The organism is Acaryochloris sp. 'Moss Beach' (genome assembly GCF_021497025.1).
In the GTDB taxonomy this organism is placed as follows: domain Bacteria; phylum Cyanobacteriota; class Cyanobacteriia; order Thermosynechococcales; family Thermosynechococcaceae; genus Acaryochloris; species Acaryochloris marina_A.
Genome location: NZ_CP071719.1, coordinates 49,979 through 76,717 on the forward strand (window position 1 = coordinate 49,979; position 26,739 = coordinate 76,717).

A 26,739-nucleotide genomic window follows, 5' to 3' on the forward strand; every position below is an offset into this window, starting at 1 on the left:
CCCAAGTCAAAATTGAGCATCTAGATAATACATAGATGAAAATCAATTATAAATTGATTGAAAGTTTATAAAAATCTATTTAGAATTGAAGTATTGGCAGCAAGCAAAGTGATTGCAGTATCGCTGACATCAAGCACAATGAAGGCTAGAAGCCATACATTTATGGCGTTAGCAAACCCACTTCGGAGGCAACTATGGAAGGCTACACCTTAATTTGGTTCTTGATTTGGCAGTCTCTCTACTTTTCAATGTTCCTGCATTTCTTCCTTAGCGATGCTTTGAAAGAAACCGAATAATGCCGTGGGAAACTTTGATAAAGCAGTACATAAATACCTAAGTAGCATTCACTAGACCATCTTTACTCATCCATTCCATATCTCTATGGCCGATCAAGAAAAATACTCGATTGACCTCTCCCGAAATACTGAAGAGACTTTAAACCACTCCAACAGCGATGCTAAAAAGATGCGGGCTATAGCTGCAACAACAAGGATTCAAGCTCGACAGCAAGCGGCACAGATAAAAATCGAAGCTAGACAGTACGCAGAACTAGATGCACAACTGAGGGCTGAGATTGAGAAGATTCTACCAGAGTATCAGTACGTGCCCGATCAGGCTAGTTAGCTTCAAGATCGGACAGCCGAAGATTCTCAAAGGTCAGCTTTGCGCCTATCATCGCAGTAATGCTCACAGCCTTCCGGGTATCCTGGTACGAGGATTCACCGCACAGTTTAGTGCAACTGCCAACAGCCCAATCAAATAGACTTGCTTGAAACGACACCTTTCCCTTGAACCACTAACACTGAACAATGGGCATGGTGAACTACATAATTGCTAACACTTCCCAGGAAAAATTCCGTTAACCCTGTGCGACCATGACGCCCCACAATAATTAGATCAGCCTGCCATATCTGAGCAAGATTGCAAACTTGATTCTCTGGGGTTCCCATTATGGCCTCAAAGGTTGCCTTCACTCCCTGTTGTTCTGCTTTTCGGCAATACTCTTGCAACCATAGTTTTGTTTCTGCAAGTCGAGCGCTCCAAGTTTGCTTCGTAATTTGAAAATCATCCGCAGATGGGGAAAGTACACTAGCGCCAACGGGTATCCCTACTATCGGAGCTGCTGAGGTGCCTGAAGGATTAACCTCTACTTCTATGCAGTGTAGGAACATCAACTCAGCCTGATGGAGCTTAGCCGTTTCTAATGCCCGCTCATACACAATAAACTGTAAGGACGAAGCATCCATTGCAACAAAAATGCGCTCATATCCCATGAGTATTCCTTCCTTTGATCCAAACTATAGTTGATGAGATTTCTCGTAGTGTCCCGATTTATTCGCCATGAGTTGAAATTCCTGAAATGCTGTATTAATAGTGACTTCAGAGCATTTCTTGATGAACATTGCCCAGCGCGAACAACAGATTATCCGCATCCAATCCCAAAGCTCCTATGCCTCTATTAACGAAGCCCTGGAAGCAACCCTACGCCTGGAAGCAAGCCAAGTCACCCAGAAAATAATAGAGGCAGCACTAGACGAAGAAGTTCAAGCCTATCTATCCCAACTTCAAGGGACTCGACCTCGGCGCTCAGGTTATTATCAACGGGTTCTAGATACGCAGTATGGTAGGATTCCTCAACTGTCTGTCCCTAAACTACGTAAAGGGAACGCAGACCGAGAGTGGCAGATTTTAGAACGTTACCAACGTGCCCTTGGCAGTCTCCTCGATTTTTGCCTCGGCTTGTACGTCATGGGTTTATCGCTTCGGGATCTGCAAGAAGCTCTCTATGAGATTCTAGGAGCAGTCTTATCCGTTAATGCCATTAACCGAATTACGCTAAAAGCTCAGAAGCAAATGTTCCAAAGCCGTCAGACTCGTCTTGAGGAAACCCCTCCTATTCTGATTGTCGATGGTGTTTGGGCTAGTGTTCAGTGTTCCTCAGAAGACTTTTGGGAAGATCAAGCTGGGCATATCCGGAAACTACGCCATGCGGAAGACCGAGTCATTCTAGTCGCTATGGCAGTGTGGCCCGATGGCACCCAAACGGTGCTTCATTATGAAATGGCGACGCAAGAATCGGAGGCAGCTTGGTCACTATTCTTTGCGCATCTGTGGCAACGGGGATTGCAACCCTATTCGGTGAAATTGATTGTGAGTGATGGTACGACTGGGTTGCCTAAGGTGATTCGTGCTCTGTTTCCCCTCGCACAACATCAACGCTGCATTACCCACAAGGTTCGAGCCATGCTGCGGCATTTAGGCTATGGGCAATTGTCGTACCTGGATGCGCAAGGACAAGAGCTTTCACTGCCTGAAGCTAAGAAACAGCGGTATGCACAAATTCAACATGATGCCTACGCCATCTATAAAGCGCCCACCTGGGAAGGGGCAGTTATTTCATTTCTGGTGTTTGAGAAAAAGTGGACAGACATCGAACCTGACGCCGTCAGAACCTTTATCAACGATTGTGCCCTGACTTTGAACTTCTATGATTTTGATGCATCTCTTCACTCACTCATTCGAACCTCAAATGCACTCGAGCGGTTGTTCCGGGAATTCCGAACCAAGGCGGATGAAATTGGTGCTTTCCCTAATGAAGAGAGCTGTTTAGCAATTCTCTTCCTCGTTTTTCGTAGGGATCATGCCAAGCATGATCGGCTCAAAAACCGTGGCGAATAAATCGGGACACTAACAAGATTTCTTATGCTCTTGAAACGAAACTGAAGAGTGAGCGCGCATGTTCTAGCCCTTCAACCCTATCAGTATTCCGCTAAAAAGCACCAACTTCGCTATAGCCCCCTCAAGCTATTCATCGGTGACCTCTAGATACCCCGACAACGCCGCCAGCGTTCGATGCCCCGATATCCGCTGAATGTGTTTCGTCGGCATCCCAGTGTTGTGCATCCAGGTCAGAGCTGTACGCCTAAGCTATGGGTACTGAAGCCCTCCAATCCCACCCGAGCAAAGGTTTGCCTCAATATACGATCTGCTGAATTCACCTTATCCATCGGCATGTCCATGAATGGGCGCAGATAAGGTGATTTTTAAGAGACCCCAGAATCCGTTAGAACGAGCTACATTCTGAGGCTCCTCACAAAACCCTCAAGTCTTTCTTTTAGCTTATCCCTGAGGGCTAGTCGAGGTTGAACGCCACGAGATGTTCAACGAGATCTAAATCAATGGAGGCGCTTACGACCATGGGTAAGATCAAAGTCGAGATTTTAGGCAAAGGCTGCAAAAAATGTAAGCAATTAGAAGCCAACGCTCAAGAGGCACTCGCTGCTCTTCGCTTAGATGGTGATTTTTCTCATATCACAGACACCATGGAAATTATTAATCATGGTGTGATGCAAACGCCAGCTCTCGTTATCGGTGGCAAAGTTCTTAGCCAAGGGAAAGTCATAGAGCCAGACAAAATTCAAGCCTTGATTCAGGTTGCATAGACTCTGTGAGGTATCACTATGCATTTTTGGAAAGCGGAATGGAAGCCACTTTCACTAATTGTGGCTGGTTTTCTGGTGTGCTTCTATCTACCAGTTGAGGCGATTCAGAATTCTGCTCGGTTGAGAAATGCATTTTTTGAAGCCCTGTATTTGGTCCGTTGGGTATGGTTCAACCAAGAGTAACACTTTTGGTTTTACGCTAGACCGGAAGAGTATTGACAAGAAAGGGATATGGAGTTTTGAACTGCAAGAGAGATGTTCTATTAGCCTTCTGGTACTTGAACCACGGCATCAAAACTGAGAAATCTTCACACAATACTCAGGTTCGACCTCTAGTCTTAATCTTGAGAGTAAAAGATCCCCACTGACTGGAGTATTCAAGTGATTAAAAAAATAATCCCAAGTAGCTTCAATACCAGAGCGTCAAAAGCTTCTGATAAGAATGATGGTTTATGTGCTGGCTGGTGGTTAGAGGTTGGCACTGCCAATCCTCCTTGCCTAAATTTCTATGGGCCTTTTGAAGATAAAGCTAAGGCTGAGACCGCAGAACTAGACTTTGTTAGAAAATCTAGAAAGACATCCCCAATTATTTTCACTGACAGTAAGTTTTGCCAGCCACGACAACGCACACTTACAGAGAAAGACTTCACCATTCAAGACTTGGAAGCTTGTCCTCCCACCTTTTTTGAAACCTTGCTGACTGGTCCTCGCATTTATTGACAATCCGAATCTCTATAGCCCTTGCTTGATAGTGATTTTAAGGTTTAGATTCAACCCAAAAGTATAGTCTTGGGTTGAACCATACCGTTTCGCTCAATGAGTTAGTGTACCGATCAATTTTGTAGAGGATTAGGATATGACCACTCTGGCTCTCAATGTTTCTACTGTCAGTCCCCTAGGAGACCGCGTCTTTCTGAAAGTGAGTAAAGCTGAAGAGAAGACCGCAGGTGGAATTTTGATGCCTGACATAGCACGTGAAAAACCTCAAATTGGAGAGGTGGTCAGCGTTGGCCTAGGGAAACGGCAGGACGATGGTTCCAATATACCCATGGATATTCAGAAGGGCGACCAAGTCCTTTATTCCAAATTCTCTGGCACTGATATCAAGCTGGGTAATGAAGACTATGTCTTAGTCGGGGAGCAAGATCTACTTGCAGTGATTGGTTAGAGGGTTAAATCATTAGAGGTGAGCCATAATGGCTAAGTCAATTCTGTATGATATTGATGCCCGTCATGCCTTAGAGCAAGGAATTAACCTACTTGCTAAAGCTGTTGCAGTGACATTAGGGCCAAGAGGGCGCAATATCGTTCTGGGAAGTGAATTTGGTGTCCCTCAAATTATCAATGATGGCATCACCATTGCTAAGGGAATTGAACTAGAAAGCCATCTAGCCAATACCGGGGTTTCATTATTACGCCAAGTTGCAGCCAAAACTAATGATGTTGCAGGAGATGGCACTACTACAGCAATTGTTTTAAGTCATGCCATGGTCAAAGAAGGGTTGCGGAATGTTACCGCTGGTGCCAATCCGATCTCAATCCGGCGAGGTATCGATAAAGCCACTCATTTTATGTTGGGTCAGATCGCAGAGCATGCTCTACCCGTGCAAAATTCCACCGCTATCACGCAAGTAGCAACCATTGCAGCAGGAAACGACGAAACCGTTGGTCAAATGATTGCAGAAGCGATGGCCAAAGTGGGTCAGAAAGGGGTAATTACCTTAAAAGAAGGTAAGTCGATGCATACCGAAATCGAAATTACTGAGGGAATGCAGTTTGATAAGGGCTATATCTCACCCCACTTTGTCACGGATGCCGAACGAATGGAGGTCATCCTTGAGGATATCTACATTCTACTAGCAGATAAAAAGATCACGTTGGCCCAAGAGCTACTTCCGATTCTGGAGAAAGTCTCTCAGACGGGCAAACCCTTCTTAATCATTGCAGAAGACATCGAAAAGGCAGCCCTAGCAACACTTGTTCTTAATCGGCTGCGGGGGGTTATCAATGTATCTGCAGTCAAGTCTCCTGGATTCGGAGATCGCCGCAACGATCTATTGGCTGATATGGCAGTGTTAACCGGAGGCCAGGTAATCAGCGAAGATGTAGGTCTGACGCTAGAAAACACTACGTTGGAGATGTTGGGGCAGGCACGACGGGTAACGATCACAAAAGATAATACTACCCTCGTTGCCGAAGGGAATGAGGGTAGTATTGAAGCCCGGTGTGAACAGATTCATCGTCAGATCGAGGAAACAGAAGCAACCTTTGAAAAAGAGAAACTGCAAGAGCGTCTAGCGAAACTCACTGGGGGAGTAGCTGTACTCAAGGTCGGAGCTGCTACAGAAACAGAGATGAAGGATCGTAAGTTGAAATTGGAAGATGCGATTAACGCTACCAAGGCGGCGGTTGAGGAAGGGATTGTACCAGGTGGGGGGACAACTCTAGCCCATCTCGTACCCCAACTAGAGGAATGGTCTGCTGAGCATTTAGTTGGAGATGAACTCATTGGGGCAATGATTGTAACTCGTTCTCTCTCAGCTCCCCTAAGGCAGATTGTGGAGAATGCGGGTCGAAATGGCTCGGTGATTGCAGAACGTATCAAGGATCTGGCCTTCAATACTGGCTATGACGCTATAGCAGGCGAGTTTGTAGATATGTTTGCAGCGGGGATTGTAGATCCCGCTAAGGTGACTCGTGCTGCGTTGCGAAATGCAGCTTCAATTGCCGGGATGGTACTGACAACTGAGTGCATCATAGCGGAGCAACCTGAGCCAAAAACAAAAGACTTGGCACATACAGGTGGAGAAGATGGAAGCTTTGGTATGTAATCCTCGTCCACGATGGACTTGACGCATGCTTGAGATATGGAAGGTTGGATATTCTACTGTACCTTCATTTCCTGGCCTGCTGACATCTCTAACAGTTGAGGGATAGTGACGAGTTGATATCCTTGCTGCCTCAATTGGGTGATGATTTGAGGAAGGGCTTTAATGGTCAACTCCCGATCGCCACCGCCGTCATGCATCAATATGATCCCACCTGATGTAGCGTTCTGGAGTATATTTTGCACGGCTTCATCAACCGTCCCATGATAGATATCATCTACACTCCACAAAATAGTGACTTGCTGTTGAGCCTGAGCTTCGGCTACTAAACCATTGTTGAGAAAACCACCGGGTGGGCGGAAGAGAGATGTTTTGACCCCGGTGTACTTTTCAATCGCTTTTGCTGTCCGCTGAATCTCACGCTGGGCTAATGCAGGACTGTGGTTGTGGTAGCCATGACTCCAGGTATGATTACCAATAGCATGACCCTCTAACGCGACTCGTTGGAGTAAGTCTGAGTATTGAGGAATATTGCTACCTAAGACAAAAAACGTCGCTTGGACATTATATTCTTGAAGAATATCTAACACTTTGGATGTTGTTTTTGGCCAAGGTCCATCATCAAAGGTGAGTGCGATCGCTTTTTGATGCGGTTGAAGTGTCACCCTATTGATCGTTCGACCTTGAAACTGTTCAGGGAATTGATAAGAATGACGTTGTTTGAGATCGATTGAAGGTTGACCAGACTCAGATTTGGTCTGTACTAGGGGCGAATTAGCATTCTCTGCACTGGCATTCTGGGAAAAATCAGTCACAAAAAATTGACTCGGATTAGTCTGGACAACAAGTGAGATAGTGATGCCCAAAAATAACCCTGCCACTACCAACCATGAATACTGTTGACTGGTAAAACGACTGCTTAATTTTTCCTGTAGCATTACTTGCTCAACTAAAAACCCTTAAATAAGCTCATCAGACTGAACCGGAAAAGCAGAAAGTCAAAGTTCAATGTGACTGGTCTTTCATTTAGAATTCAATGATTCTGAAAATCAGCTTACCGATGATTTTTGTTTTACTTGCATCAATATGAAAAGTAATGGCCAACTCAACCCCTCCTTTGTATCCCCCAAAAACTTCCGGTTCATCCGCAGATTATCGAGTACCTTAATAAAGATCTTGAAGTCCAGATACTCCAGGATTTTGGGCAGGGTCACTACGAGAACTCTTTCTCATGACAGTTGGTCAAATGGGTTGGGTGACAACGTTGAATATGAGTGACTATATTCTGAGCATGTTCAGATTCTAAATCCTCAACATATCCAAGCAAAGCCACTGCTGCTTCTTGATAACTTAGAAATGGGCCAAAAAAGTACGTGCATATCGGGGATAGCGTTTTGACCTCAACCCACCAGGCTAAACCCAAGTGATTTATGAGTTCAGCCATGTAAATCAATAAAGCATTCATCATACTTCTGAAGTTGTAATTTACAAATTACTTTTGAACATTCATTTGTAAATACTAGAAGAAAAACTTGAGAACACTGTGAAGTTCCAAGGGGCGCTTTCGGGGGGATGTTGGAGGGTATGCCTCAGGAAAAAGAGACGAGATAATGATCCCGTCCCTTTTCAAAAAAAAGTACATTGACTTTACCTTACATAGAGACGCTATATCCAGACCAAGCAGAATGGTCCCTAGTGGTCATAAGTCGGTGTAAAGATCTAGCTTCGTCATAAGAACGATAAGCCAAGAGCTTCGTGTTAGCGTTACCCTTTGCTGGCAGCAGGATACAGGTATTGGGAAGTGTGTGAAATGAACACGCCGATACTAGAACACTTCCTAACTAGGAGCCTGAATCGATTAAGGAAGCTGTTTGAGACAGACTGATCTTTACACCGACTTATGAGTTAGTGTCCCGATTTATTCGCCACGCTTTTTGAAGCGATCGTGCTTGGCATGATCCCTGCGTAAGACAAGAAAGAAAATCGCTAAACAGCTCTCTTCATTAGGGAACGCACCAATTTCATCGGCCTTGGTTCGAAATTCCTGGAACAGCCGTTCAATTGCGTTGGAGGTTCGAATAAGTGAGTGAAGGGATTCATCGAAATGATAGAAGCTCAAGGTCAGGGCAGCATCGTTGATAAAAGTTCTAACGGCGCCAGGTTCTAAGTCTGTCCACTTTCGTTCGAACACCAGAAATGAAATAACTGCCCCTTCCCAGGTGGGCGCTTTATAGATGGCGTAGGCATCATGTTGAATTTGTGCATACCGCTGTTTCTTAGCTTCAGGAAGTGAAAGCTCTTGTCCTTGCGCATCCAGGTACGACAATTGCCCATAGCCTAAATGGGCTTGGTTCAAAAATAGTGAATATTGGGTTACACTTCCACGACAAAATAAGCCATCAATTTTCGATGGCTTGAAGTCTACTTCTTCCCAATCAGTTCAGACTATGCCCGTTGAAATCGCTTAAATCCCAATAGCTCTAACCAATGAGGATGAGGTGCTCCCGTCAGCAATTGTGTTATCAGGGTCAAACCCTCGGGCTTGGAGTTCGAGTAAGTACCATCCCCAAGTGTCTTCATCTCGATGCTCTGCGGCTTTCAGGAGATAGCAGTAAGTGGAGAAGGCATCTACCCCTGTCAATACAGGCATCGAGCCTTGAAAGATCTCATCATGAAGACCCTGCTTAATCGTAGACAGGTCTTGAGCTTGGTTGATTTCATCTGCTTGTGCAGCTGCGACTTGCAGATGATTGTGAACGGTCCCAACACTAATGGACCAATCAAACAGATCGCGCAATAGCTCAACGACACCTCGATAGGAGCTGTGGCAGATTAACACCAAAGCTAGAATCAGTTGGAATAGCCAAGTTTTGGTGATTGGTAAATAGAACAGAACCTCGTCATCCCCTTTATCGGCGAGGAAGGATTCATCCAACGCTTGTGCAGCAATTGCTTTCTGCTCATAAACGAACTTGCGACTGGTTTGATTCTCTCTGGCAATGCGAGCAATGGGAATGGATCTTGATAGAGCCTGAATGCCGATATCTTTGCGGATCTTTGGCGGAAGGGTGGCTGCAATGGCAGGGGTTGAAATCATGCTCGGCGATCAAGTCAGAGGAGGAAACGACAAGTCTCCAGACTACCCTGATCGCTCATGACACTGTTACCTACTTTTGAACCAAGCCCTTTTTCGAGACAAGGTCACAAGGACTATCTGTCGATATTGAGTCTCACTTTCGACGGGTAAACAGATGGTCTGATCGCCACGAGTTGAAGCTGCCATGTATGGGGTATTTCCCTTCGCTGCTAGAGTGCCCAATGACTCTACAGTGAAAGGAGAGGTAGATTCTCGAAACCCTCAATAGGCTTGAATTCTAATAGACCCCAGAATCCGTTAGAACGAGATTTAGTCTTCTATTGCAGGTTTTGGAGCCACAGCGACTTTAACTTTGGCATGCCGCAGAACACAATCACCCAAAACATAACCTCTAACAAGTTCTTCTAAAATGGTTCCCTCAGAAGCCTGATCCGTCGGTTCACATAAGAGCGCTTCATGCAAGTTGGGATCGAAGTCTTTCCTCTCACACTCCATAGCAGAAACCCCAATTTGTTTGAATTTTTCTTCTAACTGTTTATAAATACTCTGGTAACTATTATGGATGCTGGTTTCTGCCTCTGTCTGAGGGTGTATATGAGATTTTGCCCGTTCGAAATTATCCACGACTGGTAGGAGATCACTAATCGTGGAGCACTTGACCTTCAACCTCAAGTCTTCTTTTTCCTGATTGGTCCGTTTGCGAAAGTTGTCATATTCCGCTGTCAACCTCGTATACTGGTCTACTTTTCTTGTCAATTGTGTCTTTAATTCGATGATCTGTTGGCTCAGCTCAGCTAGCTGGGCCTGATTTCTTGTCTCTTCAATCAAAGAGCCAGTTTTCTCGCTGCTAGCCTCTACCTCTCCTGTTGGAGTGTCAATAGCCCCATCCGTTGACTGTTCCAAAGTAGCTTGATCACCGTCTTTATGCTGAGGTGGCTCCTCAGTCTCACTAACTTGCTCAATTCCTGACTCAGCCTTTTCATTGATGACTTTTTCATCGAGTTTCTCATCCATATCTGTGGAAGAAAGAGTGTCGGCTATTTGAACCTCTTCGCTTATGTTGACGTGGTCGTTCATAGATCTTGATTCTCCATACATTCGAGATTTTTGTAGATGTTGTTCATATGAACTTACTTAGGAGCATGAGAGGTCTTTTAGCTCTTCAGGACTTACAGTAACGGAAGCGTAACAGATTCCTAGTCTATGCTGAGTAATTATCTATTTTCTGGCAAATTCCTGTAATTTTTTGACTGAATGATCTTAGGCTAGGGATCTGTTACGCTTCCTCTGCATCTTGGCCATCAAAGCAGAAGCCACTGGATTATTCTGTCTCAAGTAGTCCCGCCAATTCAATCGATTGAGTTGAATAGCTTGGAAATTGAACTGCAAGACCTGGAAGTCGGAAAAATCAACTTTGTAGCTACTTTCCGCTGCTTTACGAGGGCTGTCATAAGAGAATATAACTACTGGATAAATGGGCAGATCATGCTTCTCATGCAATCGTCCAAAGTAGTAGAACATTCGTTTCTCAAAGTCAGGCTGATCAGACGATTGCGGTTCGATGTGAAAGAGGAAATAGCTCTCCTGACCTCGAAACTGGACTTGAGCCAGAAGATCAATAATGCGCTTCTCTTCTAGCGCCAATACTGCTGTAGACCTCCTGGGACAAAAATATCACAGGTCCACGTTCAACATAGTCCAAGACTTGAGGCAAAAATAATTCTAGGAATTCCCAAAAGAACGTTTCAATCAGTTCTTTAAACAAACCATCGTGGTCAATGGACCCTTGCTGTGTCACCCGCTTCTCCATCTATCACATTCGATTAGCTGCTTGAGTGTATCACCGAGTTTCTTCTCAATAAATTTGAGTCAAGCGGCCTACAGATCTGACAAAAGACCAGCCCGACCAAGACCACCAGCGAACACCGGAATCTCGAAAGTCAATCGGGGAAAGAATTCTAGAGACGAGCCTAAGACGGTCATTTTTTAATGTAAGTTTTAGTGTAATACAGATTTTGGTCAAAAATCTGGAATAAGAATCACAGATCTAATATAGTGATCTTGAAACTCATGCTCAGTGGTGCAAATTATTTTGTGTTTGGCTCAAAATCCCGACTTGCCGCCTATGACCGGTTTTTCTGCAGCCAGTTCACTAGATCAGAAGATTCCGTAAAGTTGAGTAAAGCCTCACCTAATGCTTCTAGTTGATCGAGGGTTAGGGATTGGATCTGTGATCTCAACTCTGAGGAAATATCACCAATACGGCGGGTGAGTTGCCGGAGGTGTGAATTCCGGAAACTCTGACTGCACCAATTCCGGAAAGTTTGTCTCCAACATTGCCACTATCTGAGCAAGATGAAAATAGTCATCTAAATCAGTGGCAGGTCCAGATGTATAAGCAATTGGAGCGTTACGTGGTGCAAAAAACTTAGAAAGAAAAAAAGTCTCCCCAAAAGGAAGTTCGAGAACTCACGGGCATTAGTGAAAAAAGTATTCAACGGATTGAGAAAGAACCCGAGATCACCGACATTAATGAGGAGGCTTTCCGGAAATCTAGAAACATGGGTAGACCCAGTCCCGTTAGCCAATATGAGGCACAAATCTTGGAATGGCTTCAAGAACCTCGTGCGCCTGAAGATGGACTGATTAAAGGCCAAGAGATTCTGGCTCGACTCAGACAACAAGGGTATACCGGTGGTAAATCGGCTGTCTATGAATTAGTCAGGCGCATCAGACCGAAGGAGCCTCCAAAGCCTATCCTTCGGTTTGAGGGATTACCTGGAGAGTTTTCCCAGCATGACTTTGGTCAGCGCTGGGTCACTTTTGCAGATGGCACTCGCAAATTGGTTCGCTTCTTTGCCTCCCGGCTCAAATACTCTCGATTTGTGGATATCCAGATCGTCGAGAACGAACAACAAGAAACGGTAGTTCGCAGCTTACTCAAAGGCTTTGAGCATTTTGGTGGGGGTGCCGATGATGGGAGTTTTTTGACAACATGAGCAGTGCGGTCAAATCCCGAGAGATGCAAGAAGATGGCAGTGTCAAAGTCCATTGGACAGAACGCTTTGGTCAGTTCGTTGTTGATTGTGGCTTGATTCCCCTAGCTTGCTGGCCCTATCGTCCACAAGAGAAAGGGTCGGTTGAGAATCTAGTGGGGTTCGTCAAAGGTAACTTCTTCTGTGGTCGGACCTTTAAGGACATGGAAGATATTCATCAGCAACTTCAGGACTGGATGAACCATGTCAATGAGCAAAGACCTTGTGATGCCACTGGTGAAATTCCTGCTGTGCTGCTCAAGCGTGAGCCACTGCAACCGTTGAATCATCAGGCTCAAACCTATGCCTTCAAAGTCAGTGTCGTCGTCCGGCCCACGGCACGGGTTCACTATCGAGGGATAGAGTACTCCGTCCCTGGCCATGCGGTGGGTCAAACCGTGACTCTACACCTACAGCAAGAACAAGTGAGCATCTATCAAGGTGATCGCTGTTGTAAGCGTAAATATCACGTATTAGAAAGCTAATTCTCAAGCAGCTTTTTCTTCTTCAGGGAGAACCAAATCAAGCCACTTTTCTTCCCATTCATCACTAATCATACTGGCTCTAATTTGCAAGACATTATGAGCACCATCCCGAGTCCATTGCATCTTCTGCTTCTTTTTATGGCGAGCATTAATGATGGTGTCAATATGAGATTCAGCAACTTGGCTGGTATAAGCTAAACCTACTTTATCTCGCTGATCATAATTGACGAGATAGTCACGGTTATTCTTCAAGTAGTCGTGTAGGCTTTTAAGCTTTGTTTGCTTCTTCTCATCTGAGATGTTGTCTCGAAGCAACGCAATCTTCTGCAGAGCATCATCTACTTTGCCATGCCATAAACTCCACTTTGCACTATCAAGGGAGTCTGTGAAGGTTTCCCCCAGTGCATTGCTGACATTCTGGAATTTCTTACCAATATGAAACCAGTCCAAGATGAGGTCTAAGGTTTTGCAATGGGGTTCAAGGGCTAAGATAACTGACCAACAGTTGTGTGCTCCATCGGCCAAAGCGGTAACCTTTGTCTCTTGGGTCATCCCTTGTTTGAGTGCTGCATGATGCAGATAGGTCTTGATGGTTTGCAACTCATCGTCTAAAGCGGAAACAACACAGGTCTTTTCAGTAATTTGGCGATGATGTTTATCAACTATCTCAAGAGCACTGGGACGATAGACGATGCCCGATAAGGCTTCAAAACTGCGTTTGTCTTTATCTTTAGTCGGGATATGCCCGCCATCGACTTGAGCAATGAGTTCTACTGCAGGGGGCGGGTAACTCTTCTGAATTAGGAGGGGTCGTGTTCACTTGAGATAAACGCTCACCGACTTGATTAGTTACGTTTTTGATTTGGACATGGTTATTCACACTCCGACGCTGAGCGTTCAGGCGTTCCATATTATCCTGAGCTTCTCGATAGCTATGCAAGGCACCATTCTCACATTGCAGTTTCACTAAGTCAGGATGAGTATCCGTGCCGAAGACACTAATCGTTGTTGGAGTACTTTGCCACCGACACTCTGGGTTCTTGCAACGATGCTTTTGAATGCGGAGCTTATGGTCGCTGAAGACGGCATGAAAGGTAGATGACATGAAACCAAGCTTTCCGAGTTTCTCGCCACATTTAGTACACTGCTTTAGACCGATGTCGATGAGGGTGGATTGTTCAGCTAACAGTGCACTTTGAACTTTGGAAAGTAGAGAGATTTGTTCTTCATGGCGCAATCCAAGATCTAGAATGGACTTTGGTTGTTTAATGTCATAGATTTTTAGAGTGTCTCGTTTAACGACTTCCTGGCTGGTGACAGAGACTTTCTCGACTATTACTCTAAATTCGTAATCCATCTACCACCGCTGCTCTCAAACCTCTACAAGAATTAGAGTAACACGGAAAACTATATTAATATGTGATATTTACGCTTACAAGCTGCATTGGGTGCTTCAAAAGTCACTTGTGTATTATCTTCTGTGGCAATAACAGAAATAATACTAGCAGGAGCATTAGCCTCTGCTGAGTTAAGGTCGTCCATTTCGCCAGCGTAAAACTCTGTACCTAGAGCATCTAGGCCCTTGGAACTCAGAAAAGACTGACCATTGCTATTTTCTTGAACAAGCTGAACATTAATCGCTTCACCATTGTCGGTTACCACTTTAATACCATTGCTGCCAACCGTATTAAATATCGTTGTCCCCCCTAGGTTAGTGAAGCCCAGCGTTAGGCTAAATTCAGATGTACTTTCTGTAATGCTAAAGGGAATATCTAAGTCTGTAATAGAGCCGGGAAAAGAAATAACCCCTGTCGCCGTCGGAAGTTCTGTCGTGATCAGTAACTTCATGGGGAAGTTAGCATGAACTGAACCTGCGGGTCTAGGCGGCAAGTAGTGCTCTGAACGAGGTTCATCAAAGCGAATATCAAGTTCGACAATGGCTGTGTCAGTGTTGCCATTGCCATCATCAATCTGATAGGTAAAACTATCTAAACCCAGAAACCCCACAGCAGGGGTATAGTCAATGGTTCCATTCGCGTTGATGACTAATGTGCCACCATTATCTGATGTCGTTCCATTGGGCAATGTGACGGTTAGATCTTCATTTTGAGCATCCGTGTCGTTTAAGAGGACATCGATATTTTGCGTAGTGCCTGGCGTGATGCTTGCACGGTCAGGATTGGCAACGGTGTAGTCTGAATTAATTTGATATACAAATGAGTCCACACCCGTGAAGCCATTATTGGGGGTGTAGTTAACGGTGCCATCAGATTGAAGAGCTACCGTGCCATTCGTAGGGAGCGCGACAATCGTAGTGGCGGCTGATGTGGCTGGATCATTGGCCCGAATATCAATATTCTGAACGATGTTTGGAAGGGCCGAGGATGTATCGTCATTGGGATTAAGAGTATGGTCCCAAGCATTGAGGGCAGTGGGTCCAAAAATAGATTGTGTCCCTTCTATTCCTGGTACATCTAACGCCCAGCTACCACCTGAATCGGGATGTCCTACTTTAGAAGTGGAAGCATAAATATTGGCTCCAATTGAATGGTTGAGCTTCGCTAAAAACTCCTCTCCAGCATCTCCAGCGGCAACATTACAACCGTACAGATATAGTGCTGAAGAGTATGGACGGTTGGATAGCTGTAAGCTTGGAGTAAACCAGTTTTGAACCTTATCAATATAGCTTTCTAAGCTAGATAGACTTAGCTCGCTACTACCTAAATAAAGACAACCAGGGGAACCGTGGGAAAGGATATGGATTTCAAGATCGAAATTGTCACATAACTGCCGACAATATAGTGCTTCTAGCTTCTCAGAAATTTGTAAAACCCCATCTTGATTGTCGCTGAGGGTAAATATCTCAACGTTAGGTTTTACCTCAGCAATGAGAATTTGATAATCCTCAACATCAGAGTCTACAAAAAGAACTGATAATTTGTGATTCGTTACGGCAGTCATGGATCTAGTCCCCCGGAAAATACAATAAAACAAAGATGAAAAAGAAGTGAGAAATAATGTTATTGAACTAGATTAATTAGATGATTTATTCGTGAAATATTAGTAATTAAAGACTCATTTGATTTTTTTTGTTATTGACATAGCCATCAATAGAAACGTCATAGAAATATCCACTGGCAAAAGCTCTTATATCTCCCTGGTTCCATTGAGCAAGTTTGAAACTGATTCCACCATCAACCCCTGTTAATACACTTTTAAATTCACGAATATGCTGTTACTGCTGAATACTCTCTAAAATTAAGCGATTCCCTATTCGTGAACGGCTACTTAGACGAATATAGCCATTGATCCGAAAGGGGAGCATGTCACCTTTGCAGATGCACAAAATTTGTAATCAGAAATTTGATGTCTGAAAGCAAGATTAGCAAGGATTTCTGGGATAAGTATAAATACTAGATTGCAAAGGTGACATGCTCCCATCCGAAAGTCCCACTTATTTCCCAAGCTTTCAATGCCTAAGCCTAATTGGGGAAAGACATTATTATCAGTACTGCGAGTATCAATTCCTAAATAGCCAGCATAGTTTCGATTATCATTTTTGTCGTAGAAGCGATGATCAAGCAAGAAGTTGCTGCCTAAATGAGCGCCATTATCGAGCAGCAAGCGGGCCTCAATAGACCTCTTGCGTAATTCAGCTACCGATATGGTAGAGGACTAAAAAATCATGTCAGATCGCGGCATAAATTGAGTGAGTAACACATCATGAAACGAATATTGCAAGAGGTCTATTGAAAGTGATGTCTGTTCCAGGTTTTTGACGCAATGGAAAGAAGCCTTCAAGGTAACCAAAGCCTTCAAAACCAGTACCATCAGTGGTATAGCCAATACCTCTCCAAGCAGAAACTTTAAGATCAATGACGCTTGTCGATATAACTCCACTATTTTTTGTTTGGGGTGATTCCGGTTCTGCCCTAACCATTTGGCAGAGTATTGTACTGGCTAAAAACGAGGCAATCAGAAAGCCTTTATAGAGAACGCACATTAAGTTAAGTCTCTGAAACAAACGGAACACTACTCTTTGTCAAAAAATCAACTTATTTCCAGATAATAGTTAGTAAAAAATAGGAAATAGTTGATAATTAAGACTTCAGTATGGTGCCCAGAAAAATACTAATACCTTCATGTTTTCTAGTCTTTTATCAAGAAATATTATGATTCAGCAAAAGTGGACTAGAAACAAACAAGAATAGAAATTATTTTCTTGTTTTCGACTCTTGTTTTTAACTTGGTTGATCCCTCGAAATATATCCCAAGTATTCTGTCATATCTCACTACTAGTTATGCTTTGTAGATAAAAAAAATAATGCAAACACAATCAATTCTTTTTAAGAAGTGATATTTAAGAGCTCTACAATTAAGCCAATCCCTAGATATCTATGTTGGGCTAACTTTTTTCTCTAGAATCCATATTAATGAATACGGCTTTGCTTGTAAAAAATATTTAGAAATTTCAATGTATTTTCTTTGAAATATAAATATAAAAAAGTTAAATTATGGAGGGCACTGGGTAATATCAATCATACAGATGTTTTTTTGATCTCTTGGTAATGGACAACAACGAAGAGAGACATCTTCAAACAGAGATGAGTTGTGATCAGCTAGCCATGCGCTAGGTCTGTTTTCTTTAATCTTGAGAGTTCAGCTCAAGATTCATAAATTACAACTCGGTCTCTGTCTTCATCTTATTTTGAACCAGGTGAAAAGTAAGAGTGTGTCAATGTTTATTCTCTAGGGCTAAAGAATAAACATTGACGCCTTTAGAGCTTGGGCTGAACTTTGGCTAAGTCGAGGAGTCGTCTCCATCCAGTAGAATAGCTGGAACGACGCAGAACGATCACTTCCATTGAAAACGGATTCAATTTTCTATCGTATCTTTCAGACAGACCCAGGCATCTTGTTTGAGCTGCTGGGTCAATCTCCTGAAATAGCACAAGGCTATGAATTCAAGTCAGTAGAAATAAAGCAGGTTGCCTTTCGCATCGATGGCATTCTGTTGCCTACCCCAGAAGCTGCAGACCAGACGGTCTGGTTTGTGGAATTTCAGTTTCAGCGTGACACGCTCTTCTATCAACGGTTTTTCTCTGAGATTTATCTGTATCTGAAGCTTCATCCTGAGACCGTAGACTGGCAGGCCGTTGTCCTCTACCCCAAACGCAGCATTGAGCCTGATCACCCTCAAGTATTCCGAGCCAATTTAGTTAGCGATCAGGTGCATCGAATTTACTTGGAGGATTTGGATGAACCCAGTGATTCCCTTGGAGTGGGACTCATGCAACTGGTTGTCGCGAATTCAGAGGATATTGTGACCCAAGCAAATGCAATGCTATCAAGGGCTCAGAAACAAAGACAGACAAATCCTAAGATAGCGGCGATAATGGAGTTGATTGAAACGATTGTGGTCTATAAATTTCCACAACTGAGCCGTGAAGAGATAGAGAGTATGTTGGGCTTAAGCGAACTCAAGCAAACCAAAGTCTACCAGGAAGCCTTACATGAAGGTGAAGAAAGACTTATCCTCCTGTGAATTCCGGAAACTCTGACTGGCAGATCGAGGATCTTTTCCGGAAAGTTTGACCACTAAATTTATTGATCGCTTAGCTTGTCATTATCTGTCAATTTTCTGATTTAGTATCACCCCCCTTTTGTGGCCGTAGGGCGCTCAGAAATAGCTGGCAGATCCAAATCAATTTTTTCGACCTTTCAATCGATAGGACGCTCCAGTCAGCTTCATGTACTCGCCATGGTGAAGGGTCCGGTCAATAATGGCCCGAGCCAGCTCTTCATCATGCAAAACCCTCCCCCAATGCTTGAGGGGTTTGTTAGTGGTAAACAGAATGGGCTTGCCTTTGAGATAGCGTTGGTCCACCACTTGAAACAGAACATCAGCTGCTCCAGATCCATAGCCGAGATAGCCCATCTCATCAATCACCAGTACATGAGGTTGCAGATAAGGCTTGAGGGCAAGGTTGAGATCATGGGCAACTCTTAAGTCATTAATCAGTGCAGTTGCCGTTGTAAAACGGGCTGAAAAGCCATTCTGAATTGACTTGTAGGCAATACTAATACACAGGTGTGTTTTCCCCGTTCCTGGGGGACCTTCAAGGATTAATGAGCGATGTTCGCTCACTAATTCTGGGCCCAGAAACCGTCCAAGCATCTGCAGTTTGAGATCGCTTTTGAAAGTGAAATCAAAGGTTTCAATGGTCGCCTGAAACGGAAACTTGGCTTTGGCAACCTGATTAGCGATCCGATTTTCTGCCCGTTGGGCAATCTCCTCAGAGACCAGGCGTTCGAGGAACTGAGTATAAGACCAAGCCTCTTTCTCAGCGATAGGCGTCAGTTCCGGTAGTACTCGTTGGACTGTACTCAACCCCAATCGCTTCAGCATGATGTCTAACGTCATTTAGCAATACCTCCTTCAGAGGAGTTCTGGAGAAGATGAGAGTCGGCACAAGCATGAGGATGCTCTACAAACTCCAAGAGATATTCACTGCCAATGTGCATATTCTCAGTAACTTCTCCACCCCTTGGGAGGGTAACTTCTCCGGTCGAATGGCAGTAACTTCTCCACCCCTGTGGAAGTTATCTTCGCCAGTCAAATGGCAATAAACTTCTCCACCCTTGTGGAAGTTATCTTCACCGGATAAGTGGCAGTTAACTTCTCCACCCCCCTAACCATCATTTCGACAGGTCATTATCCCTAGCCAGGCCATCCTCTAAACTTCTGTGCATTAGCCAGAGGAATGGAGATGGCAATGGCCTATAAACGTCAAGGAGCAACCCTGTCGATGAGTAAATTTAGAGAAATTATTCGCTTACATGAACTCGGCCACAATAAATCGGAGATCGCCCGTAGCTGCTTCATCTCCCGTACCGCTGTCCGAGACTATCTGCATCGTGCTCAGGGTCAATCCCTCAGTTATGACCAGTTAAGCCGACTAAGTGATAGTGATATCCAGCATCTGCTGGGAAAAGGTCAACGTCAGTCCTCCCGTAAGAAGCCTGCGATTGACTTCGAGTATGTGCATCGAGAGATGCAACGTAAAGGGGTCACCCTCGGCCTACTGTGGATGGAAGGTAAAGAGAGAGGGGATTGGAACTGTAGCTATAGTGGCTTTTGCCGTCGATACCGCAAGTGGAAAAAACAGCACTCGCTATCCATGCGCCAGACCCACAAGGGAGCGGAAAAAATCTTTGTAGACTACTGTGGTATGACCGTGCCGGTGGTCCATCCCAAAACCGGTGAGGTCACTCAAGCTCAAGTGTTTGTGGCCTGCTGTGGAGCGAGTAACTACACCTATGCAGAGGCGACCGAAAGCCAAACCATCAAGAACTGGCTCGGATCTCATCAACGGTCATTGGCCTTCTTTGGTGGAGTGCCGGTCGCTATCGTTCCAGACAACCTCAAGTCAGGAGTCACAGATCCGTGCCGTTATGAGCCCGGTATCAATCGGAGTTATCAAGACTTTGCGGAACACTACAACGTGATCATCTTGCCCGCTCGCCCCCAAATGCCCTCGGGATAAACCCAAAGTGGAGAATGCGGTGCAGCAAGTGGAACGTCATATTCTCGCACCCTTGAGAGACCAGACCTTTACCAGTTTCAAGCAACTGAATGAAGCGATTGCAGCAGGGTTGGAGAAACTCAACCATCGGACCATGAAATCCTATGGTCTATCCCGTCGAGAATTATTTGAGCAAGTGGACCAACCAGAACTCAGACCCTTGCCCAGCCATGCGTTTGAGTTTGGCGAATTTAAAACCGCGAAAGTGAGTTTTGATTACCACATTGAGGTGAACCGCCACTATTACAGTGTCCCTTATGAATATGTGGGGAAATCAGTATCCGTCAAGATTACGGAATCTTTGGTGCAGATTTTTCATGACCATCAGCGCATTGCGATACATGAACGTTCTAGCTTGCCGTTTCAGCATTCCACTGAAGAGGGGCATATGCCACCAGCGCATTTGGCTTACAAAACCCAATCGAGAGAGACCTTCCTGGCTTGGGCCCAGAATGTTGGACCAGCGACGAAGCAGCAAGTGATAGATATCTTTGAGAAGAAAGCCCATGATGAACAGGCGTTTCGTGCTTTGAAAGGGGTGCAACATCTAAGAACAACCCATGGTGCTGAAAGGTTGGAAGCCGCCTGTAATCGGGCTAATGCTATGGGGATGGTGGGCCAACGCTATCTCAAATCTATGCTCCAAAACAAACTTGAATCAGACCCCTTACCGGATGAAACCCATAAGGTGATTCCTATTCACCATGCCAATGTCCGAGGGTCCGAATATTATCAAGCGACGTAGGGGAAGACAGCGATGCAAGCAATGATTGAACAGCTACAACAAATGAAACTCACCGGCATACTCGAAGCTTGGCGAGAACAGCAGGCGATGCCCACCTATCATGATCTGTCTTTCGATGAACGACTGGCCTTGATGGTAGAGCGCGAATACATCCGGCGTCAGAATCAACGGATGCAACGCCGACTGAGGCAAGCTCGACTGCCGGTGCACGCCACCTTAGATGCAGTAGATTTCGATGTGCCCAGAGGACTTCGTAAAATCCAGTTCCTTGAATTTGCTCAAGGTCATTGGCTCCAGGAAAATCTGTCATTGATCATCCTGGGACCGACGGGCGTTGGGAAGTCTTTCTTGGCGGCCGTATTGTCCCATCATTTGTGTAAGCAAGGCCATAGCGTCCGCTATATCAAAACTGCTGATCTCGTTCTGGAGTTGAAGCTGGCCAAAGGAGATGGGTCTTATCCAAAACTCCGAAAACAATTAGCGGCCTACGATCTACTGGTGCTGGATGAATGGCTTAGAGATCCTCTATCTGTCTTTGAGGCTAGAGAAGTGCTCGATATCTTAGACGAGCGGTTTCGCAAAGCCTCCTGCTTATTTGCCACGCAAATGCCCCTGGAGCAATGGCACTCACAAATTCAAGATCCCACTCTGGCCGATGCCATCCTCGACCGGATTATCCATGATGCGATGAAGGTCTTGCTTCGAGGAGAATCCATGAGGAAATTGACCAGCAAGCTGACCCAGAAGCCAGAAGGAGAAATGAGTATTAACCGTTCAGATGAGGAGAATACAACGAGAGAGACAACCCTTAAAACACAAAAGGAGAAGAGGAATGAAAAAAAAGGAGGGACAGATGGAGGAATAGACCGGATGAGATCACGATCTTCCATTCGTGATATGTATGGATTTAGATCTGAATTTTTTGCCTATGAATTGCAACCCTTAATTCCATATCTACCTGTCGAAAATGGTTGGCCAATATTTTTTTTGGTTGGGGGGTGGAGAAGTTAGTGCCACTCAACCGGAGAAGTCATGATTATGCAGCACAATGCAACGGGCTTCTACTGCAAGTTCAATTGCTGCCAATAATTCAGTCCGACCTACTTTCTCATACAGCTGATAGGTCAAGTCCACATCCTCTGCCCAAGCTTGGGGACGGCGATGCACCAACTCTGTCAGATAAGGCTCCACTAATGGATCTAAATCCAACAAGATTTGACGTTGGGCATAGGGCTTTTTTGTGGGGGAGGTGAAAAACTCTTGAGCATGTTCACTCAAGACACTGGACTTTCCATTTTCCGGAAATCTCGGATGGACTCCCAAACAGCGATGTAAGCGTAAATATCACATATTAATATAGTTTTCCGTGTTACTCTAATTCTTGTAGAGGTTTGAGAGCAGCGGTGGTAGATGGATTACGAATTTAGAGTAATAGTCGAGAAAGTCTCTGTCACCAGCCAGGAAGTCGTTAAACGAGACACTCTAAAAATCTATGACATTAAACAACCAAAGTCCATTCTAGATCTTGGATTGCGCCATGAAGAACAAATCTCTCTACTTTCCAAAGTTCAAAGTGCACTGTTAGCTGAACAATCCACCCTCATCGACATCGGTCTAAAGCAGTGTACTAAATGTGGCGAGAAACTCGGAAAGCTTGGTTTCATGTCATCTACCTTTCATGCCGTCTTCAGCGACCATAAGCTCCGCATTCAAAAGCATCGTTGCAAGAACCCAGAGTGTCGGTGGCAAAGTACTCCAACAACGATTAGTGTCTTCGGCACGGATACTCATCCTGACTTAGTGAAACTGCAATGTGAGAATGGTGCCTTGCATAGCTATCGAGAAGCTCAGGATAATATGGAACGCCTGAACGCTCAGCGTCGGAGTGTGAATAACCATGTCCAAATCAAAAACGTAACTAATCAAGTCGGTGAGCGTTTATCTCAAGTGAACACGACCCCTCCTAATTCAGAAGAGTTACCCGCCCCTGCAGTAGAACTCATTGCTCAAGTCGATGGCGGGCATATCCCGACTAAAGATAAAGACAAACGCAGTTTTGAAGCCTTATCGGGCATCGTCTATCGTCCCAGTGCTCTTGAGATAGTTGATAAACATCATCGCCAAATTACTGAAAAGACCTGTGTTGTTTCCGCTTTAGACGATGAGTTGCAAACCATCAAGACCTATCTGCATCATGCAGCACTCAAACAAGGGATGACCCAAGAGACAAAGGTTACCGCTTTGGCCGATGGAGCACACAACTGTTGGTCAGTTATCTTAGCCCTTGAACCCCATTGCAAAACCTTAGACCTCATCTTGGACTGGTTTCATATTGGTAAGAAATTCCAGAATGTCAGCAATGCACTGGGGGAAACCTTCACAGACTCCCTTGATAGTGCAAAGTGGAGTTTATGGCATGGCAAAGTAGATGATGCTCTGCAGAAGATTGCGTTGCTTCGAGACAACATCTCAGATGAGAAGAAGCAAACAAAGCTTAAAAAGCCTACACGACTACTTGAAGAATAACCGTGACTATCTCGTCAATTATGATCAGCGAGATAAAGTAGGTTTAGCTTATACCAGCCAAGTTGCTGAATCTCATATTGACACCATCATTAATGCTCGCCATAAAAAGAAGCAGAAGATGCAATGGACTCGGGATGGTGCTCATAATGTCTTGCAAATTAGAGCCAGTATGATTAGTGATGAATGGGAAGAAAAGTGGCTTGATTTGGTTCTCCCTGAAGAAGAAAAAGCTGCTTGAGAATTAGCTTTCTAATACGTGATATTTACGCTTACATCACGGCTTGTACGTTGTGGTAAATGGGCAGGCCGTGGTTTGCAAATTTAACTAGAGAATATTCCTGTGTAATACAGAAACAGTCAGGACTCCTGTCAGAGGTTCCCGTTAGGACTGGCTTTTAAAATAGACTAGGCAAAGGCTAGACCTTTGCTGTTCTTTGTGGGCAATAGTGGAAATAGAAAACTAAAAAATTTGGACGGGTGAATAATCGCTTATTTCACTTGGGGTCACCATAACGGCAAACACGGATTCACGTCAAAATAATTGTTGCAATCTGTAAAGACAGCTCGAAATCGGCTACACCGACAACACTAGATCAATCACCCTATTTCTCTCAATATCTAGCTTTCAGCCATTATTCACCCAAAGCTCAAACGACTTAAATTTGTGTAACGGAAGGTGCCGTAACCGACTTTTAGCTGATATGGATACCGTTGCTCTTGCCCAAGATTTGTTCAAAGGCCAAATCGTTTTTCTTAAGAAAAAAACCAGAATTTTAGTCACCTCGTTCACTTTCGATATCCAGCGAAATTCCAAACATTCTATTCATCGATTTCAATGTGAACACGGCAGCTATTTCTGCATAGGGTTGCCACTGTTCTTCTGTCAGTACCCAATACTCGCCATCTCTCCAAGAGTAGTCAGTGACTAACTTACAGCTTTGGGCAAACCGATACCAACGGTCAAACTCCTGTTGTTCACCTTCGGTTACAGTTCTGCCCTGCACTGGTCCCTGTGTCTCAATCAACGTCAGAGGAAGCTTTTGTTGAGAGGGTTCTGGGACCAAACTTATGGGTTCAACTGGGGAACGGAGTCTTTGCTTCTTTCTCTGCTGGTGCAGCTGTACCCTTTCCTGTTGTCGTCGCTGTTGCTGCTTGGCTTTACCAATTTTGTTTTGCAAACCCGGTGGCAAAGAGAGTTTCAACTGATCCCAATTTTGAATAGGAACGACCTTAGAATTTCCCCCCAAACCCCCCTGATCTGGGACTTCGGAATCTGTAAGCGCCACTTTCGCCACCCTTTGGCCTTTGAGGGCCAGGGTGACGGTGGCTTGGATCTTCATCGTTGTCATTACAAACCCTACATTTATATAGAGTTGTAAAAGATCCTTTAATATCAGTAGTTCCAGCTTCCGCTGGTTTACAAGGTGATCATTGTTTGACCCTTGTTGTGTAATTTCCCCTTCCTGTATGGGTTCTGGGGATTTCTGAGGAGTTTCTTCAACTAAATGATGTGGATGCCATAATTCCTTGTTTGACCGTCTATATAAGGTTTTCTGGCTACAGTGGGCTAGCTTTGAGATGGCTTGGGCACGAGCGGTAATTCCAGGGGGGAATTTATCGACTCGCTTCAGTTCTAAGACTGCTTTTTTGATCCGAGTCTGGGCGGCTTCTCGCTTGCTTTGGTGGTATCCGAAGTCAGCGGGAGCGACTTGCTTGTCGTGGTATTTAGCTTCTCTACATGGAGCTGTGCCGGTGGGCCAGTAATACCGCATGGCCCAGATCGCTACTTCATGACTTCTTCTATCTATTTCATGCTGGTGGCGGCAATGCTCATAGAAGCCGGGGGTGTTCTGGGCAGTTTGGCATACGTATTCTGCTATCTGGTCTTCGGAGTCCATGCCCATAAATACGCGAGCTTCGCAGGCGAGGATCTTTAGTTTCTCGTTGGTTTGGCCTGGGCCTGTCCAGCCTTGGGTTTTCTCTTCATGGATCCGCTCTTGCCAGGTGGCAAGGGAGCTGGCATGGCCTGATTTACGGACTTTGAAGTTCTGTTGTGCATCTGAGATCGCATGATGGAGACGCCCCATGTCCTGGCCATCGGCGCATAGCTCAAAACAATCAAGCCAATGCTCCAGGGACCAAGGTAAAGGATTTAGATCGGTGTCGAGGGGATGGAAACCACTTCCAGGCTGCATGGGGAGTCGGAAGGCGGCAAAGAGACTAAAGCCTTTGCCTTTGGGTACGTAGCGTTTGGGGTTGGGGTAGAGTTCGCACTGCCCCCCATAGAACTTGATGCCGATGGCTTCTAGGTTGAGCTTGATGCAGTTGCTCAGCCAAAAGCTGCTGACGGTTTCAGGGAGGGGGAGGTATAGATGGAGTCCACTACTGTGGCTACTTTGGCAAAGGAGTGAGCGGCAAATACCAATGTCTTCTAGGGCATGGCGTATCTGAGGTAGCCACTGGGGATCGCTGGCTGGGTGATAGCGAGAGTCTTTGTCGATGTCGAGGACGAGCCAACGGGTTTGGGCACTGGGCCTAACTCCGATCAGGCACTCAGGGTCTTGGTGATGACTCCACATCTCCACGGGGGAGAGGGGGGAATTTTTTTGATGGTTGCCCAATCGACTGGATCTCCTGGCTCTGGGGCCGAGGCAAAGATCCAGTCCCAACCGTTGGGGAAAAGGGTAGCCAAATGCTTACCCACTGGATCAGCTGGTAAAGGGTCTTGTGTGCGTCGATTAGGTACACGAGATCTATCCTCGTGTCCAAAATATACGGGTTCCGCGATCACGGTATTCTCCCTAATGTTTATGTATGCAGCGATAGGGAGCCGTGACAAAGCTTTCAAACCACGGTTGCCATTTTTGACAAATTAGGTTTAAAATCTAAGCACGGCAAAAGCCCAGGTAACCAAAATGTGCTCCGTTCAAAAAGCTTCGGTTCCCGCCTTACAAGTTAATAATGATCAAATCCCCTTCTCGCCAAAGTTGGGGT

25 protein-coding genes and 5 pseudogenes are annotated in these 26,739 nt (G+C 45.0%); 15 read left to right on the forward strand and 15 right to left on the reverse strand.

Annotated elements, in window-relative coordinates; genetic code table 11:
• The first annotated feature begins 381 nt into the window (after window positions 1-381).
• Window positions 382-624, forward strand: coding sequence for a hypothetical protein (locus HRE53_RS28705; RefSeq protein WP_212666998.1), 243 nt, complete (start codon window positions 382-384; stop codon window positions 622-624).
• A 131-nt stretch (window positions 625-755) separates the two neighbouring features.
• Here the strand turns inward: HRE53_RS28705 and HRE53_RS28710 are convergent, their stop codons facing one another.
• Entirely contained in the window at window positions 756-1,274 is a 519-nt protein-coding gene (locus HRE53_RS28710) for a universal stress protein (protein WP_212666999.1), read from the reverse strand.
• A gap of 121 nt (window positions 1,275-1,395) precedes the next feature.
• Between HRE53_RS28710 and HRE53_RS28715 the strand changes: the two genes are divergently transcribed.
• On the forward strand, window positions 1,396-2,679 hold the full coding sequence (locus HRE53_RS28715; protein ID WP_235111890.1) for a transposase: 1,284 nt from the start codon (window positions 1,396-1,398) through the stop codon (window positions 2,677-2,679).
• A gap of 126 nt (window positions 2,680-2,805) precedes the next feature.
• Here HRE53_RS28715 and HRE53_RS35365 read toward each other — a convergent pair whose 3' ends face one another.
• Entirely contained in the window at window positions 2,806-2,889 is an 84-nt protein-coding gene (locus tag HRE53_RS35365) for an integrase (RefSeq protein ID WP_396124667.1), read from the reverse strand.
• Between HRE53_RS35365 and HRE53_RS28720 the strand changes: the two genes are divergently transcribed.
• The 5 genes from HRE53_RS28720 (at window position 2,854) to groL (ending at window position 6,274) form a co-directional block, all read left to right on the forward strand.
• On the forward strand, window positions 2,854-3,036 hold the full coding sequence (locus tag HRE53_RS28720) for a hypothetical protein (RefSeq protein WP_212667000.1): 183 nt from the start codon (window positions 2,854-2,856) through the stop codon (window positions 3,034-3,036). The two genes, HRE53_RS35365 and HRE53_RS28720, sit on opposite strands and share 36 nt — an antisense overlap.
• Window positions 3,037-3,197: 161 nt before the next feature.
• Window positions 3,198-3,443: a thioredoxin family protein gene (locus HRE53_RS28725; protein WP_212667001.1), complete on the forward strand. Its 246-nt coding sequence runs from the start codon at window positions 3,198-3,200 to the stop codon at window positions 3,441-3,443.
• Between the two features lie 381 nt (window positions 3,444-3,824).
• Entirely contained in the window at window positions 3,825-4,163 is a 339-nt protein-coding gene (locus HRE53_RS28730) for a DUF1816 domain-containing protein (RefSeq protein ID WP_212667002.1), read from the forward strand.
• A 136-nt stretch (window positions 4,164-4,299) separates the two neighbouring features.
• Complete coding sequence (gene groES / locus HRE53_RS28735) at window positions 4,300-4,611, forward strand: co-chaperone GroES (protein WP_235111892.1); 312 nt, start codon at window positions 4,300-4,302, stop codon at window positions 4,609-4,611.
• Between the two features lie 28 nt (window positions 4,612-4,639).
• Entirely contained in the window at window positions 4,640-6,274 is a 1,635-nt protein-coding gene (gene groL, locus HRE53_RS28740) for a chaperonin GroEL (protein ID WP_235111893.1), read from the forward strand.
• A gap of 53 nt (window positions 6,275-6,327) precedes the next feature.
• Here groL and HRE53_RS28745 read toward each other — a convergent pair whose 3' ends face one another.
• The 7 genes and pseudogenes from HRE53_RS28745 to HRE53_RS28780 all read right to left on the reverse strand — a co-directional run.
• Window positions 6,328-7,209 (reverse strand): polysaccharide deacetylase family protein, encoded by an 882-nt coding sequence (locus HRE53_RS28745; protein WP_235111894.1) that lies wholly within the window; start codon window positions 7,207-7,209, stop codon window positions 6,328-6,330.
• Between the two features lie 275 nt (window positions 7,210-7,484).
• Complete coding sequence (locus HRE53_RS28750; RefSeq protein WP_212667005.1) at window positions 7,485-7,739, reverse strand: DUF1816 domain-containing protein; 255 nt, start codon at window positions 7,737-7,739, stop codon at window positions 7,485-7,487.
• A 450-nt stretch (window positions 7,740-8,189) separates the two neighbouring features.
• A complete protein-coding gene (locus HRE53_RS28755; protein ID WP_235111895.1) occupies window positions 8,190-8,627 on the reverse strand; it encodes a transposase in 438 nt (145 codons plus the stop codon).
• 108 nt (window positions 8,628-8,735) lie between these two features.
• Window positions 8,736-9,368 carry a hypothetical protein gene (locus tag HRE53_RS28760; protein WP_235111896.1) on the reverse strand — a complete coding sequence of 211 codons (633 nt, stop codon included), beginning with the start codon at window positions 9,366-9,368 and terminating at the stop codon, window positions 8,736-8,738.
• 309 nt (window positions 9,369-9,677) lie between these two features.
• On the reverse strand, window positions 9,678-10,382 hold the full coding sequence (gene grpE, locus HRE53_RS28765; protein WP_235111966.1) for a nucleotide exchange factor GrpE: 705 nt from the start codon (window positions 10,380-10,382) through the stop codon (window positions 9,678-9,680).
• A gap of 273 nt (window positions 10,383-10,655) precedes the next feature.
• Window positions 10,656-11,166, reverse strand: a pseudogene (locus HRE53_RS35370) (Rpn family recombination-promoting nuclease/putative transposase); the annotation flags it as partial.
• A gap of 325 nt (window positions 11,167-11,491) precedes the next feature.
• Window positions 11,492-11,650: pseudogene (locus HRE53_RS28780) on the reverse strand (DUF4351 domain-containing protein); the annotation flags it as partial.
• Window positions 11,651-11,929: 279 nt separating this feature from the next.
• On the opposite strand from HRE53_RS28780, the gene HRE53_RS28785 reads away from it, so the two are divergent.
• Together HRE53_RS28785 and HRE53_RS28790 are read left to right on the forward strand one after the other, a co-directional pair.
• Complete coding sequence (locus HRE53_RS28785) at window positions 11,930-12,367, forward strand: hypothetical protein (protein ID WP_235111899.1); 438 nt, start codon at window positions 11,930-11,932, stop codon at window positions 12,365-12,367.
• Window positions 12,364-12,888, forward strand: a complete 525-nt coding sequence (locus HRE53_RS28790; protein WP_235111900.1) for a Mu transposase domain-containing protein — start codon at window positions 12,364-12,366, stop codon at window positions 12,886-12,888. Before HRE53_RS28785 ends, HRE53_RS28790 begins: the two co-directional genes overlap by 4 nt.
• Before the next feature lie 3 nt (window positions 12,889-12,891).
• Here the strand turns inward: HRE53_RS28790 and HRE53_RS28795 are convergent.
• From HRE53_RS28795 to HRE53_RS28805, 3 genes and pseudogenes are all read right to left on the reverse strand, one after another.
• Window positions 12,892-14,245: pseudogene (locus HRE53_RS28795) on the reverse strand (ISKra4 family transposase).
• A gap of 50 nt (window positions 14,246-14,295) precedes the next feature.
• Window positions 14,296-15,849: a DUF4347 domain-containing protein gene (locus tag HRE53_RS28800; RefSeq protein ID WP_235111901.1), complete on the reverse strand. Its 1,554-nt coding sequence runs from the start codon at window positions 15,847-15,849 to the stop codon at window positions 14,296-14,298.
• Between the two features lie 760 nt (window positions 15,850-16,609).
• Complete coding sequence (locus tag HRE53_RS28805; RefSeq protein ID WP_235111902.1) at window positions 16,610-16,891, reverse strand: hypothetical protein; 282 nt, start codon at window positions 16,889-16,891, stop codon at window positions 16,610-16,612.
• An 861-nt stretch (window positions 16,892-17,752) separates the two neighbouring features.
• Here HRE53_RS28805 and HRE53_RS28810 point away from each other — a divergent pair.
• Window positions 17,753-18,433, forward strand: coding sequence for an Rpn family recombination-promoting nuclease/putative transposase (locus HRE53_RS28810; RefSeq protein WP_235111904.1), 681 nt, complete (start codon window positions 17,753-17,755; stop codon window positions 18,431-18,433).
• A 159-nt stretch (window positions 18,434-18,592) separates the two neighbouring features.
• Here HRE53_RS28810 and istB (HRE53_RS28815) read toward each other — a convergent pair whose 3' ends face one another.
• The gene (gene istB / locus HRE53_RS28815; protein WP_235111907.1) at window positions 18,593-19,312 is read right to left on the reverse strand and encodes an IS21-like element helper ATPase IstB; all 720 of its coding nucleotides are present in this window, start codon (window positions 19,310-19,312) and stop codon (window positions 18,593-18,595) included.
• A 35-nt stretch (window positions 19,313-19,347) separates the two neighbouring features.
• Between istB (HRE53_RS28815) and HRE53_RS28820 the strand changes: the two genes are divergently transcribed.
• The 4 genes and pseudogenes from HRE53_RS28820 (at window position 19,348) to istB (HRE53_RS28835) (ending at window position 22,084) form a co-directional block, all read left to right on the forward strand.
• Entirely contained in the window at window positions 19,348-19,518 is a 171-nt protein-coding gene (locus HRE53_RS28820) for a hypothetical protein (RefSeq protein WP_235111908.1), read from the forward strand.
• A 146-nt stretch (window positions 19,519-19,664) separates the two neighbouring features.
• A complete protein-coding gene (gene istA, locus HRE53_RS28825; protein ID WP_235111910.1) occupies window positions 19,665-20,435 on the forward strand; it encodes an IS21 family transposase in 771 nt (256 codons plus the stop codon).
• 19 nt (window positions 20,436-20,454) lie between these two features.
• Window positions 20,455-21,219 (forward strand): Mu transposase domain-containing protein, encoded by a 765-nt coding sequence (locus HRE53_RS28830; protein WP_235111912.1) that lies wholly within the window; start codon window positions 20,455-20,457, stop codon window positions 21,217-21,219.
• Window positions 21,220-21,231: 12 nt separating this feature from the next.
• A pseudogene (gene istB / locus HRE53_RS28835) lies at window positions 21,232-22,084 on the forward strand (IS21-like element helper ATPase IstB).
• A 152-nt stretch (window positions 22,085-22,236) separates the two neighbouring features.
• Here istB (HRE53_RS28835) and HRE53_RS28840 read toward each other — a convergent pair.
• Complete coding sequence (locus HRE53_RS28840) at window positions 22,237-22,497, reverse strand: hypothetical protein (RefSeq protein WP_315876781.1); 261 nt, start codon at window positions 22,495-22,497, stop codon at window positions 22,237-22,239.
• Window positions 22,498-22,629: 132 nt separating this feature from the next.
• On the opposite strand from HRE53_RS28840, the pseudogene HRE53_RS28845 reads away from it, so the two are divergent.
• Window positions 22,630-23,983, forward strand: a pseudogene (locus HRE53_RS28845) (ISKra4 family transposase).
• Window positions 23,984-24,518: 535 nt separating this feature from the next.
• On the opposite strand, the gene HRE53_RS28850 reads toward HRE53_RS28845, so the two are convergent.
• Window positions 24,519-26,366 (reverse strand): hypothetical protein, encoded by a 1,848-nt coding sequence (locus tag HRE53_RS28850; protein ID WP_235111914.1) that lies wholly within the window; start codon window positions 26,364-26,366, stop codon window positions 24,519-24,521.
• Between the last annotated feature and the right edge of the window lie 373 nt (window positions 26,367-26,739).

Coding starts and splice junctions, on each gene's coding strand:
- HRE53_RS28705 (WP_212666998.1), top strand. CDS start 382: ATGGCCGATCAAGAAAAATACTCGATTGACCTCTCCCGAAATACTGAA.
- HRE53_RS28710 (WP_212666999.1), bottom strand. CDS start 1,274: ATGGGATATGAGCGCATTTTTGTTGCAATGGATGCTTCGTCCTTACAG.
- HRE53_RS28715 (WP_235111890.1), top strand. CDS start 1,396: ATGAACATTGCCCAGCGCGAACAACAGATTATCCGCATCCAATCCCAA.
- HRE53_RS28720 (WP_212667000.1), top strand. CDS start 2,854: ATGCCCCGATATCCGCTGAATGTGTTTCGTCGGCATCCCAGTGTTGTG.
- HRE53_RS35365 (WP_396124667.1), bottom strand. CDS start 2,889: ATGCCGACGAAACACATTCAGCGGATATCGGGGCATCGAACGCTGGCG.
- HRE53_RS28725 (WP_212667001.1), top strand. CDS start 3,198: ATGGGTAAGATCAAAGTCGAGATTTTAGGCAAAGGCTGCAAAAAATGT.
- groES (WP_235111892.1), top strand. CDS start 4,300: ATGACCACTCTGGCTCTCAATGTTTCTACTGTCAGTCCCCTAGGAGAC.
- groL (WP_235111893.1), top strand. CDS start 4,640: ATGGCTAAGTCAATTCTGTATGATATTGATGCCCGTCATGCCTTAGAG.
- HRE53_RS28745 (WP_235111894.1), bottom strand. CDS start 7,209: ATGCTACAGGAAAAATTAAGCAGTCGTTTTACCAGTCAACAGTATTCA.
- HRE53_RS28750 (WP_212667005.1), bottom strand. CDS start 7,739: ATGATGAATGCTTTATTGATTTACATGGCTGAACTCATAAATCACTTG.
- HRE53_RS28760 (WP_235111896.1), bottom strand. CDS start 9,368: ATGATTTCAACCCCTGCCATTGCAGCCACCCTTCCGCCAAAGATCCGC.
- grpE (WP_235111966.1), bottom strand. CDS start 10,382: ATGGATGAGAAACTCGATGAAAAAGTCATCAATGAAAAGGCTGAGTCA.
- HRE53_RS28785 (WP_235111899.1), top strand. CDS start 11,930: ATGGGTAGACCCAGTCCCGTTAGCCAATATGAGGCACAAATCTTGGAA.
- HRE53_RS28790 (WP_235111900.1), top strand. CDS start 12,364: ATGAGCAGTGCGGTCAAATCCCGAGAGATGCAAGAAGATGGCAGTGTC.
- HRE53_RS28800 (WP_235111901.1), bottom strand. CDS start 15,849: ATGACTGCCGTAACGAATCACAAATTATCAGTTCTTTTTGTAGACTCT.
- HRE53_RS28805 (WP_235111902.1), bottom strand. CDS start 16,891: ATGTGCGTTCTCTATAAAGGCTTTCTGATTGCCTCGTTTTTAGCCAGT.
- istB (WP_235111907.1), bottom strand. CDS start 19,312: ATGACGTTAGACATCATGCTGAAGCGATTGGGGTTGAGTACAGTCCAA.
- HRE53_RS28820 (WP_235111908.1), top strand. CDS start 19,348: ATGAGAGTCGGCACAAGCATGAGGATGCTCTACAAACTCCAAGAGATA.
- istA (WP_235111910.1), top strand. CDS start 19,665: ATGGCCTATAAACGTCAAGGAGCAACCCTGTCGATGAGTAAATTTAGA.